General features: G+C 36.7%; 10 protein-coding genes and 1 pseudogene. 6 read left to right on the top strand and 5 right to left on the bottom strand.

Annotated elements, in window-relative coordinates; translation table 11 throughout:
- The 6 genes and pseudogenes from KO493_RS06845 (at position 1) to KO493_RS06820 (ending at position 5,772) form a co-directional block, all read left to right on the top strand.
- Positions 1-1,545 carry a phytoene desaturase family protein gene (locus KO493_RS06845; protein WP_216067199.1) on the top strand — a complete coding sequence of 515 codons (1,545 nt, stop codon included), beginning with the start codon at positions 1-3 and terminating at the stop codon, positions 1,543-1,545.
- 4 nt (positions 1,546-1,549) lie between these two features.
- Positions 1,550-2,425: a cupin-like domain-containing protein gene (locus KO493_RS06840; protein ID WP_216067198.1), complete on the top strand. Its 876-nt coding sequence runs from the start codon at positions 1,550-1,552 to the stop codon at positions 2,423-2,425.
- Positions 2,418-4,082 (top strand): C45 family autoproteolytic acyltransferase/hydolase, encoded by a 1,665-nt coding sequence (locus KO493_RS06835; protein WP_216067197.1) that lies wholly within the window; start codon positions 2,418-2,420, stop codon positions 4,080-4,082. The genes KO493_RS06840 and KO493_RS06835 overlap by 8 nt, the downstream gene beginning before the upstream one ends.
- Positions 4,079-5,368 carry a phenylacetate--CoA ligase family protein gene (locus KO493_RS06830; RefSeq protein WP_216067196.1) on the top strand — a complete coding sequence of 430 codons (1,290 nt, stop codon included), beginning with the start codon at positions 4,079-4,081 and terminating at the stop codon, positions 5,366-5,368. Before KO493_RS06835 ends, KO493_RS06830 begins: the two co-directional genes overlap by 4 nt.
- Positions 5,365-5,469: pseudogene (locus tag KO493_RS06825) on the top strand (type II toxin-antitoxin system RelE/ParE family toxin); the annotation flags it as partial. The gene KO493_RS06830 and the pseudogene KO493_RS06825, both read left to right, overlap by 4 nt.
- A 3-nt stretch (positions 5,470-5,472) precedes the next feature.
- A complete protein-coding gene (locus KO493_RS06820; RefSeq protein WP_216067195.1) occupies positions 5,473-5,772 on the top strand; it encodes a helix-turn-helix domain-containing protein in 300 nt (99 codons plus the stop codon).
- A gap of 25 nt (positions 5,773-5,797) precedes the next feature.
- Here the strand turns inward: KO493_RS06820 and KO493_RS06815 are convergent, their stop codons facing one another.
- The 5 genes from KO493_RS06815 to KO493_RS06795 form a co-directional block, all read right to left on the bottom strand.
- A complete protein-coding gene (locus KO493_RS06815; protein WP_216067194.1) occupies positions 5,798-6,817 on the bottom strand; it encodes a cytochrome-c peroxidase in 1,020 nt (339 codons plus the stop codon).
- Positions 6,818-7,066: 249 nt separating this feature from the next.
- Complete coding sequence (locus tag KO493_RS06810; protein WP_252723174.1) at positions 7,067-7,939, bottom strand: MbnP family protein; 873 nt, start codon at positions 7,937-7,939, stop codon at positions 7,067-7,069.
- 198 nt (positions 7,940-8,137) lie between these two features.
- Positions 8,138-10,123, bottom strand: a complete 1,986-nt coding sequence (locus KO493_RS06805; RefSeq protein ID WP_216067193.1) for a TonB-dependent receptor plug domain-containing protein — start codon at positions 10,121-10,123, stop codon at positions 8,138-8,140.
- 1 nt (position 10,124) lies between these two features.
- Positions 10,125-11,048: a hypothetical protein gene (locus KO493_RS06800; RefSeq protein WP_216067192.1), complete on the bottom strand. Its 924-nt coding sequence runs from the start codon at positions 11,046-11,048 to the stop codon at positions 10,125-10,127.
- A 414-nt stretch (positions 11,049-11,462) separates the two neighbouring features.
- Positions 11,463-11,828, bottom strand: a complete 366-nt coding sequence (locus tag KO493_RS06795) for a hypothetical protein (protein WP_216067608.1) — start codon at positions 11,826-11,828, stop codon at positions 11,463-11,465.
- Positions 11,829-11,997: the final 169 nt, after the last annotated feature.

The following is an 11,997-nucleotide window of genomic DNA, read 5'->3' as shown; positions in this document are numbered from 1 at the left end:
ATGAAATCACGTTACGACATTGTCATTATTGGAAGTGGATTAGGTGGTTTGGTTTCTGCTAATATTTTGGCAAAAGAAGGCTATAGCGTTTGCGTGTTAGAAAAAAACAACCAATACGGTGGCAATCTACAAACTTTTGTTCGTGATAAAACCATTTTCGATACAGGCGTACATTATATTGGAGGCTTGAGTGCAGGGCAGAACTTATATCAGTATTTTAATTATCTCGGCATAATGGATGATTTAAAGCTGAAAAAATTAGATGAAGACGGCTTTGATATCGTAACCTTCGACGATGATCCTACAGAGTATAAACATGCTCAAGGCTATGACAAATTCATCGCACAATTGGTCGCTCAATTTCCTGAGGAAGAAAAAGCCATTAGAGCCTACTGCGATAAACTCAAAACCTTCTGCGAAAAATTTCCGTTATACCGATTAAAACTTGGCAAACCTTACCATGAAAATTCAGATATATTCAGCCTTAAGGCCAAAGACTATATCGATTCGATAACAACCAACGAAAAATTACGTGCCGTACTTGCGGGTTCAAACTTTTTGTATGCTGGCGATGCTAACCGTACACCGTTTTACGTACACGCCTTATCGGTAAACTCCTTTATTGAAAGCTCCTACAGATGTATTAATGGTGGCAGTCAAATATCCAAGCTTTTAATTAGAAGATTGAAAGAAAATAACGGAGAAGTCTACAACCATCAAGAAGTGGTTAAATTTAATTATGAAGACAAAAAAATAAGGTCTGTCGTCACCAAAAAAGGCCATACCATTTCTGGCGATACCTTTATATCTAATATCGAACCTAAACTAACAATTCAAATGGTTGGTGCGGACAAGTTCAGGAAGGTTTACGCCAATCGCATTAAGGATATAGAAGCTGTTATAGCTGGATTTAGTCTTTATATCGTTTTAAAACCCAATAGTTTCAAATATCAAAACCGAAATTTCTACCATTTTAAAAATAAAGAAATGGTCTGGAAAAGTCAAGACTACACCAATGAGAGTTGGCCCGAAAGTTATATGATTTCTATGGGAATCAATAAAAAAACCAATGTTTACGGCGATAGTCTAACCGTTTTAACTTACATGCGTTATGAGGAGGTTGAAGCTTGGGCAAACACAACAAACACAGTAGTTAACAAAAATGATCGTGGTCAAACTTACGAGGAATTTAAAGCAGAAAAAGCAGAAATAATCATTGGCGAATTAGAGAAAAAATTCCCAAATATTAGAGCATGTATTCAAGAAACATATACCTCTACTCCGTTATCGTATAGAGATTACATAGGTTCTCATAACGGCTCCATGTATGGCTATGTTAAAGACGCCAACAACCCATTAAAATCGTTTGTTTCGCCAAGAACAAAAATTAAAAACCTATTATTAACAGGACAGAGTTTAAATATGCATGGTATTTTAGGCGTTACTATTGGAGCCGTTCTAACAAGCTCGGAAATAGTTGGTATGGAACCTTTATTAAACAAGATACAAGGCGCCAATAAAATAGAAGATAACACTTTAAGTTAATGGCATGGGACAATTTAAAACAACGCCAATCACCAGAGTTAAAAACATTAGTAAAGCAGACTTTATTAAGCATTACTACAAACCCCAGCGCCCTGTTTTAATTGAAAATCTGACTTCCGATTGGCCGGCTTTTAAAAAGTGGAACTTGGACTATATTCAAGATCGTTCAGGCGATCAAATCGTACCCTTATACAACAATAAACCTGCAACTGGTAAACAAAGTGTTTACGAACCTTTTAAAAAAATTAAGCTTTACGACTATATAGAACTGCTAAAAACAGAACCTACAGATTTACGTATTTTCTTTTACAATATTTTAGACAGCATGCCCGAGCTACTTAAAGACTTTAAGTATCCAGATATCGGATTAAAATTCTTTAAACGCTTACCAGCACTATTTTTTGGAGGCGGCAACTCTAAAGTTTTTATGCATTATGATATTGACTTGCCAGACAGCATGCATTTCCATTTTCATGGCCATAAAAGTGTAACCTTATTTTCGCCAGAGCAATCTAAATACTTATATCAAGTGCCTTTTTCTATTCATAATTTGGATAAAATAGACATGGACGAGCCAGATTTCGATAAATACCCCGCATTACAATTCGCCCAAGGCATTCATGCCGAAATGAAACATGGCGATGCACTTTATATGCCAAGCGGTTATTGGCATTATATTAAATATTTAGATGGCGGGTTTTCAATGACGTTGAGAGCACTACCTAAGCGCCCAAAGAAATTTTTAACCATGATGTACAACGTCTTTATTATGCGACATTTTGATAATGGCATGCGCCGTTTTTACGGACAGAAATGGTTAAATTACAAAGAGGAACTTGCCGTGAAAAAAGCAGATAAAACGATAAGAAAAAATGCCTAAACCAGCTTTTAAAGCCTTTTTATATGGCCTCATTTTTTTACTCGTAGTCTCCTGTGGCGTCTCAACCTCATTGCACGATGTGCCCAATGTGAGCGCATATAACGACTCCATCCCAAAACGTACACAATCAAACGATTCGAGCTTTGTTTTAGGCAACAATTCACTTAACAAAAACAAACAAGGCCTGTGGGAGTTATATGTTGAAGGCGATCCTTATGAACGCGGACTTATTACAGGAAGTCTCACCAAAGAATTATTCCAAAACCAAGAGCGCTATTTCTTATCTAAAATAGATGATTTAGTACCATCGGAAAACAATCAGAAATTTTTACGTCATTTTTTATCTTGGTACAACCGTAAAATGTATTTACATGTACCCCATGAATATAAAACTGAAATTTACGGCCTCTCAAAATACGCCATAAGCGATCAAACGCCCTTTACTAACAGTTATCTTAGAGTGCTGTATTTCCACGGGGCACATGATATTGGCCACGCCTTACAAGATCTTGCTTTAGTGGGCTGTTCTTCATTTGCCGCCTGGGGCGATAAAACTGAAGACGGCAGTTTAATTATTGGTAGGAATTTCGATTTTTACGCTGGAGACGATTTTACAAAAGATAAGATCGTTAGTTTTATAAGTCCCACAACTGGCTATAAATTTATGTCTGTGTCTTGGGCAGGCATGATTGGTGTGGTTTCCGGCATGAACGAACACGGTTTAACCGTAACCATTAACGCTGGAAAATCAAAAGTACCTTTAATAGCAAAAACACCCATTTCGATAGTAAACCGCGAGATTTTACAATACTCCACAAACATTGAAGAAGCCATTGCTATCGCCAAGAAAAGAGACGTCTTTGTTTCCGAATCCATTTTTATAGGTAGTGCCAATGATAACAAGGCAGTCGTAATTGAGGTCTCTCCAGATAATTTTGGTATCTATGATGTTGCCAATGCCAATCAATTAATCTGCGCGAATCATTTTCAAAGTAACGCTTTCGCGGAAGACCAAAACAACCAGAAACATATTAAAGAAAGTCATTCCATGTACCGATACCAGCGCATGGAAGAACTTTTAAATGAACAAACGAAAATAACACCACAAATAGCAGTAGACATTCTAAGAAACAAAAAAGGCTTGAACGGTAAATCGATAGGCTATGGCAATGAAAAAGCGCTAAACCAATTATTGGCCCATCATGCAGTGGTATTTAAACCTGAACAACTCCTAGTTTGGGTCTCTTCAAACCCCTATCAATTGGGCGCATTCGTGGCTTATAATTTAAATGATATTTTTGATAATCCGCAAAAAACAGGTTTTTCAAATACCGATTTAACCATTGAAAAAGACCCGTTTCAGTTCACCGAAGCCTATAAAAACTACGAAAAATACAGAGTGCTTCGAGCGCAAGTCATTTCGGCTATAAATTCTGAAAAACCACTTGATGATGCTGTTCTTAAAAATTTAGAAGTTGCAAATTCAGAATTTTGGGAAGCTTATTATTTAGTAGGTTTGTACAATTACAATAATGATTATTATGCCGCTGCACTAGAGGCCTTTGAGATAGCGCTCACCAAAGAAATCACTACGGTTCCAGACCGTGAAAATGTTGCAGGATACATTAAAAAATTAAAAAGAAAATTACGTTTATGATTCCAGATATAGAAAAAGCATCGACCGCCGCTATTAAAGCGTTTCAAGAAGTGCAGCTAAAAACACTTCTAGGCTATTTAAACACCCATTCTACGTTTTATAAGCGTCTTTTTGAAACCGAAAACATAGATATCAACAGCATAAAAACCTTAGAGGATTTAGCGGTCATTCCAACAACCACAAAGGACGATTTACAGCAATTTAACGACGATTTTATTTGTGTACCACGCCATAAAATTATCGACTATGTGACCACTTCTGGGACTTTAGGAGAACCTGTTACTTTTGCCTTAACAGATAACGATTTAAATCGTCTAGCGCATAATGAAGCCATTTCTTTTGCCTGTGCAGGTGTGGAGCAAAAAGATGTCATCCAGCTCATGACCACCATAGACAGGCGTTTTATGGCAGGATTGGCCTATTTTTTAGGAGCCCGAGAACTTGGAGCTGGTATCATTAGAGTAGGAAACGGGATTCCAGAATTGCAATGGGATTCCATAAAAAAATTCAAACCCACCTATATTATTGCGGTACCGTCATTTTTACTGAAACTTATAGGACATGCCGAGCAGCACGGCATCGATTTAAACGCCTCAAGCGTAAAAGGCGCAATTTGTATTGGCGAATCGTTACGAGAACAAGATTTTTCGCTAAATATTCTATCCAAAAAAATTAAAGAAAAGTGGGATATTGAGTTGTTCTCTACCTATGCTTCTACAGAAATGAATACCGCTTTTACCGAATGTGAAGCCCAGCAAGGCGGACACCATCATCCGGAATTAATTATCATTGAAATTTTAGATGAATTCAATCAACCGGTTGCCCCAGATGAATCTGGTGAATTGACCATTACCACTCTAGGCGTTGAAGGCATGCCGTTACTCCGATTTAAAACCGGTGATATTGTAAAAGCGCATCACGAGAAATGCAGCTGCGGCAGAAATACCACCCGTTTAGGACCAGTAATTGGCCGTAAAAAGCAAATGATAAAATATAAGGGCACGACATTATATCCACCAGCGATGCATAACATTCTAAATGATTTTAACGAGATAGAATCGTACATCATTGAGATTTCACACAACAGCATTGGTACCGATGAAATTCTTCTTAAAATAGCAACCTCTAATCCAACCGATCACTTTTTACAGCATATAAAAGACCACTTTAGAGCCAAACTAAGAGTGCTTCCTAAAATAGAGTTTTGTGATAGAAAAGAAATTCAAAAGATTCAATTTCCAAAAATGAGTAGAAAACCTTTAATGGTTATTGATCGTAGGAGTTAGTGCTTTTTAATGGTTTCCAAAAGAAAACTCAAAAAACACCTAAAAAGGAAATCGACAAAGCAATGAAATTAATGAATATATATTTTCAAAATAAAGACAAAAAAATGGAAAAATATAAAAACGTTACTGACTTCGAGCAACTCATAGAAGTTGAGCATGGGAAAATAGGAACCGAAAGCAGAAATAAGTATGAAGAAGGCACTCAAATGTTTATTATTTCCGAAATGTTAAAACAAGCTCGAAAAGAAGCTAAATTGACACAAGAACAATTAGCGGAAAAGACAGGTACAAAAAAAAGCTATATCTCTAAACTTGAGAGTGCTAAAGGAAATATTCAACTTTCAACATTAATTAGAATTTTTGAACAAGGACTGAATAAACGAATCGGATTGACATTTCTCTAAATAAATAACGCAAACAATTTAGAAATCATTTCCCGATAAATTCGGAATCACTTAAGGTATGCATAAAAGCAATCAACTGATCTTTTTCAGCTTCAGAAAGCGGAATTCGGTTGTTATTTTCCTTTAAAATAGGATCTAAATTATCAGCTTCTAAAACACCATTGCTTAAATAATCCAGAACAGCTCTTAAGGTTTCAAACTGCCCAAAACTTCCGTAAGGCGCGGTGTGCGCAATATTTCGTAATGAAGGCACTCGAAAACGCATAAAATCTTCCGCCAGGCCTGTAACACGACTTCTACCAGCTTCTTCATCATCAGGATTTAGAGGAAAGCCAATGTTTCTAAAACTTAGATCGGTAAATAGTTCGGTACTATGACAACTCACACATTTATCTTGAAAAACTTGATAGCCCAAAGCTTCAGCCTCAGTAAAGGTTTCGCCTTCATTGCGCTTCACTTTATCATATTTACTGTTTGCAGAAATTAGGGTGTATTCAAACTGAGCAATACTATTAAAAATACCATCGGCTGTAATACCTTCACCGTTGAATGCTTTGTTGAATAGTTCCATATATTCAGGGTCTTCTTCAAGCTTCCCTATCACTTCTAAAATGGAAGAATCCATTTCAAAATGCGTGATTATGGGTACCAGTGGTTGGTTTTCTAACACACGTATGTTGCCATCCCAATTAAACACCTTCATAAAGGCCATATTTTGCACGGGTGGTGTATTTCGGAGTCCGATGCGACTTTCAATACCAACGCCTTTCCCGTTACGGTCCGCAAAAGCGTGTTCTTGAATGTGACAACTTGCGCAAGAAATCGTGTTATCGGCACTGAGCCTGGTATCATGAAATAACTTCTCTCCCAATGCCACACCATACTTGGTGGGTTTGTTGGTGTACACCGAATTATTAAACTCCGGAAACCCAAAAGGCACCTCTAGCTCAAGCTCCGGGTTTTCATAAGAAATAAGAACCGTCTCCTCACCGTTACAAGCGGTAAATAAAGCAAAAATAAAAAGGCTTCTGATTAAATTTTTCATTGGAAATAAAAGTTTTAGGGTTTAAAATTGAGGTTAGTAGTTCGTTGATATTTTGTTGAATGTTAAAGCGCAGTCCGGATTGACAATAGCATTTCATGCAAGCTTCTCGACTTCGCTCGAAGACCGTTAATAACCAACTCTAGAGATGGTGTTCGAGCGGAGTCGAGAACAATGCTGACTCGCAAAGACACAAAGCGCAAAGATGTATTGCATAAAAATTTCGTAACTAACTACTAACCTCTAATAATTTTAGTTTTCTACATGAGAAATAGAAAACATTCCTGTGCTATCAGAAGAACCGTCACCACCGATATTATCTACATATTGAGACATAGAAACTGAAGTATGCGCGCTAGGTGTTGCGTTTTTATCATCTAGTAAAATCGTGTTTGTTTTTCCGCTTAATAAATAATCAAAATCAGCTTCAATAACAATTTTAGGACTGCGTTCACCAACTTTAGCCATTGCAGGAAAAACTAAAGTAATTTCTCTGTAAGCGTCAAAACCTGGCACATAAGTACTTTCATCATCTTTGGTACCTTCTAAAGTGCTACCAGAATGGAAAGACAAGGCTTTATTATCGGTATCATAGAACCCTTCAATTTTTGTAAAACGGTATCCTGTACCCCATTCCCAGTGCATTTCTGTATCGTTTTCTCCTGTAGCGGCATAAAATTCAGGGAAACTCACTTGATCTAAATCGTTTAAACTTGTTTTTACCCCTAATCCGAATATAATTTGGTTATAATCATCCGTTGGAATAGCGTTTAAAACATATTTTAAAGTTTCAGCTTTAGATTGATCAACTACCGTAGCACCTTTATCTAAATTATTCACGTTATAAGGGATTTCAGTACCATTTTCTTTAATCAAACGGATGTTACTTATAACATATTTTAATTCAGAAAAGTGGTGTATTTGGCCTTCCGCGGAAGTATTTGTAGTAGCCTCTGTACTGGCAGCATCACCAAGAACGATTGTTTCTCCTTGAAATGTATTGTTAAACTCTAGAGTAACATTGTTAGCCACAGGCACATCGTCATCACTACAGGATACAAAAGCTAAAGCGATAGCAGGTAATAAAAGATACTTTTTGAAATTTTTAATAGTTTGTGTTTTCATTGTTTTTATGATTAATGGTTTAATTATTCTTTTTATTCTAAATGTTATGTTATAATACTTTGATTTCGTCATACCGAACGTGATTCGGTATCACATCCCGTTTATAAGCCCATATCTTATGATGAGCCCCTAAAATAAATTCAGGGTGACGAGCTGTTATTATGCGTGTTTAATAGTTTGTAACACCTGTTTTTGTTGTTATAAATTTATTTTTAAAGACGTAAAAAAATTACGCCCCATTCTTGGGATATTCCCCCAGTCGGCATAGGTGCTGTAATAGGTATTGAACACATTTTCGGCACCAATTTGAACGACTGTTTTATAATTGTTGATATAAAAGCTATAATCTGCTGAAACATTTAAGTTGGTGTAAGACGGTGTTTCATCTTCACCGTATTCCGGACTGTAGTTCACCTGCATCAAATCACCATTTAATGCCGCCTGAATCCCGAATTTACGATAGGAGTAATGCAAACCTGTTTGATAGCTTAACGGCCGAATAAACGGCAGGTTGTTTTGGTTATCATCTAAACCACGGGCATAGGTTAGTGTGCCCTTCCAATGCACATTTTGTAAGATGCTGTAATTAGCATTCAATGAGAAATTAAACAACGTTGCATAATCCAACGAGGTATACCCCTTAACACCAACCGACTGATAATTCATCGGACTTCCAGCGCTTAAAATTCTTCCTATGATGTAGTTTTGAATGTAGAAATAATTCACCTGTGCTTTTATACCGCCTTTTTTATGAGTAAAACCAGCACTAGCATTAACTTCATAAGAAATTTCATTTTCTAAATCGGGATCACCAATGTAATCGTAACGATCAAAACTATTGTAAATATAATAGCCATAACCTTCGGAAACTGAAGGCGCTCGATGGCCGTAACCTGTACCAATAGAAAAGTTAAACCCTTGATTATCCCATTGATAACTGGCATATACATTTGGTAGAAATCGTGTTTTTTCTTGTGAAGCTTCTGGGTGAAAAATCCTGTTGAATTCTATGTACTTTGAATAATTGTAATTCACACCTAAAGACCCTCCAAAGTTCAACTGACTTCTATTAGAAATATCCCAAGCATTGCTCATTGAAAGTCCCGCATAGCGTGTGGTGACCCATGGCCAGCTATAGGCAAACATGGTTCTTTCGCTACGATCTTGCGGATACATGCGCATTTCAGCAATGGATAAATTATCGTAAGCGTTTAGCTGAATTTCGGCTGTATAATTTTCACCCTTAAGATTAACTTTCGATATCAACCCATAGGTGGTACTCCATCCAGGCATATCCATATGAACCAAATTTTCTGGTCGCGTGGTATCGTCCATGTAGTGTTCAACCGCATTAAAATACACTTTGGAATCCCATACTTTTACAAGTCCTTTTTCAAAAAACTGCTTAAAAGCCACAGATGTAATAAGCGCTCTGGACAATGACAAATCCATTGGAAGTGCTGGATACCCCACATCATTTGCTTGATCGAAAATGGCATCAACACGCAAGGATGACAAATCACTAGTTTTATAGGCAAGGCCCAAAGAGGTATTAAACTTTGTGAATTGTGAATGGTCTACTTCATCGTTATTTCCGTCGGAATAATCATCTGCTTTTCTATGCGACATACTGGCGTCAACCACTAATTTATCACTAGAATACGACATGTTACCCAGGTTAAAAAACTGCTTATTATTAAACTCAAAACCTGTTTGGTACGCCCCATCCCAGGTTTTTGCCCGTCCGAATGCGGTACTTTTTCGCTTTAAATCGATACTTCCAGCAACGGTTGCTCCATTTAAACTGCCTTCTTGCCCCGATTTGATATCGATATCAGATAAATTATTACTTTCAACATAAGCTGTTACCGGGTCCATTTTGTCGGTACAAGCACCAAAAACATGCATGCCATCAATGGTAATTGTTGAACGTTCGGTACTCATATTGTTCAGCAATGGTTCCCAAGCATAAGCACCACGTTTTACAAAGCTTATATTATCTGAAGACGCTAAAAACTCATCAACCGAAACTGCCATTTTCATGTCGGTTTCAATCTTAGCTTTTTTAGCTGCAACAATTAAAACCTCATCTAACACCACATCTAAACTATCGCTTGTTACAGGCGTGTTTTGCGCTTGAACCCAAGGGCCAAAAACTAGTAATATGAGTGTTAGAAAGCGCATTTTAAAATAAGATATCGATATAAAGTTCACTTTTTTTACCTTCAATTCCTGGTGTAAAATCTATTGGAACTTCAGTCCCTTTTATGGTTTTTCCGTTAACATCCTGAAAAATGAAATTCAGTGTCCAGTTTCCCGTCATCGTATAATTCACAACCCCATGGTATAAGCCATCATTTCCTTGTGTCAAATTTTCATTATAAGGCGAAGAATGATTTCCCATCGAAGGTTCTGGCATTCTTGGATCTAATAACAAACTATGATCATCAACAATGGCATAAGTATACTGCGAGGGATCTGGAAAATCTCCAGCAGGTTGATTAGGCTGTATGAATTTATAGATACCAGCAACCAAATCGTTCTTGGCAACATCAGGACTTTGAGGCGCTACTAAGGCGATAAAATACTGGTTATTATCTTGTCCTGTAAAGGCTGTCATGTTTAAGTTTTTATTCACTTGCTCTTCAACTGTAACACTTTCAACCAGCTTATTCAAATCATTACCAATTGCGAAATCGATATACAAATCCCAACTTGAAGTTGTGCTACTTGCATTAGTAAAAACCGAGTACCCTTGGTAATAACCGTTAATCGCATCATAACTCAAGCTGTATTCATGCGGACAAGAAGACTTATTACCATTGGCATCTGTTAAGATGGGTAAAAAAGCGAGGTCTGCATTTTTAATCTGCTCATCGGTCTGAGCATGCACTATAATTATGTGAATTTCATTATAACCTTTGTACAGCGTACCGTTTAAGGCCTCAATAGTTACCTTGTAATCACCTTTTTTTATAGTAGTTACTTCTTCAAAATCGAAGTATTCGGTAGTATCGGTAGCGATTTCAGCATCGTAGTCTGTTTTCTCAACAGTACAAGCAGTTACCATCGCACAGATAGCAAGCAGCAAATAGATTGCATATTTCATGATTAAAAAACTGTTTTTCTTGTTTTACACACATAACAAGCGCTTTATTATATGTTCAACACCTCATAGGAATCCCCAGAGTTTACCAATTTTTTAGTTTTGAAATCTTAGTTTCAAGCGATCCTAAAACCTGTGGCTGCCTAAAAATTGTTTCGTTCGTCGTTCTGAATATATTTTCAGAATCCTATCATATGGTGTACCAATTGTGATGGGAACCTGAAACAAGTTCAGGTTGACGCAAGTTTATCTTTTAAAACAGTTTATAGTTACTGAATAACACCTAAAAAAGAGTTTCAAACTAAGGAAAATAACTTGTGGATTTTAGAAGTAAGCGTAGTAAGACAGCCGTAAAAATATAAATAGACGAACCGCTATCGATATAAATCGACAGTGCTTTATTCTAAAAAAAGATTTTTAAACTTGAGGTGGGTGAAAAACAGAATCTAGATTTAAATAAGAATATTCTAGATTATAATTTGTAAATATGCTGTTTTTATTGAAGATGACCAATGGGGTGATAAGCTGATTAGTGATTTCCTGATAAAAAACAACTAGGGTTTCAAAAGCCATTTGTTTTTCATCATTTCCATTCTCTGGAGCTTCGGAAGCTTTCGCCATTTCTTTAGCTAAGTGGCACTTTCCATTACATTGCATTTCAACAATTTCTTTGTTTTCACAAAGTTCATTTTTAATGTAATCGTAGAAAACAGCGTATTCCACCAATGGAAGTACTGGCTTAAAAAGCAGAAATAAGGCTAAAAAAAGTGTTACTGTTTTCACGCCGCGAATTTCAAGCTTTTTTTTAAAACTTCCTAATTATTTGGTGTTAATGGTTGGTGTTTCAATTTACAACACAGGTTTAGACAGACGATTAATCGGTTTAACAAAACTAAAAACCCGTAAGGTTGCCAAACAACTTTACGGGTTTTATAAAACTTCTAAAAATGTA

The organism is Pseudotamlana agarivorans (genome assembly GCF_018860245.1).
Taxonomy (GTDB): domain Bacteria; phylum Bacteroidota; class Bacteroidia; order Flavobacteriales; family Flavobacteriaceae; genus Pseudotamlana; species Pseudotamlana agarivorans_A.
This window is presented reverse-complemented; position numbering and strand designations above follow the sequence as displayed.

Excerpts from the sequence above, each read along its gene's own strand:
- KO493_RS06840 (WP_216067198.1), top strand. The coding sequence starts at position 1,550 with ATGGGACAATTTAAAACAACGCCAATCACCAGAGTTAAAAACATTAGT.
- KO493_RS06800 (WP_216067192.1), bottom strand. The coding sequence starts at position 11,048 with ATGAAATATGCAATCTATTTGCTGCTTGCTATCTGTGCGATGGTAACT.
- KO493_RS06830 (WP_216067196.1), top strand. The coding sequence starts at position 4,079 with ATGATTCCAGATATAGAAAAAGCATCGACCGCCGCTATTAAAGCGTTT.
- KO493_RS06845 (WP_216067199.1), top strand. The coding sequence starts at position 1 with ATGAAATCACGTTACGACATTGTCATTATTGGAAGTGGATTAGGTGGT.
- KO493_RS06805 (WP_216067193.1), bottom strand. The coding sequence starts at position 10,123 with ATGCGCTTTCTAACACTCATATTACTAGTTTTTGGCCCTTGGGTTCAA.
- KO493_RS06815 (WP_216067194.1), bottom strand. The coding sequence starts at position 6,817 with ATGAAAAATTTAATCAGAAGCCTTTTTATTTTTGCTTTATTTACCGCT.
- KO493_RS06810 (WP_252723174.1), bottom strand. The coding sequence starts at position 7,939 with ATGAAAACACAAACTATTAAAAATTTCAAAAAGTATCTTTTATTACCT.
- KO493_RS06835 (WP_216067197.1), top strand. The coding sequence starts at position 2,418 with ATGCCTAAACCAGCTTTTAAAGCCTTTTTATATGGCCTCATTTTTTTA.
- KO493_RS06820 (WP_216067195.1), top strand. The coding sequence starts at position 5,473 with ATGGAAAAATATAAAAACGTTACTGACTTCGAGCAACTCATAGAAGTT.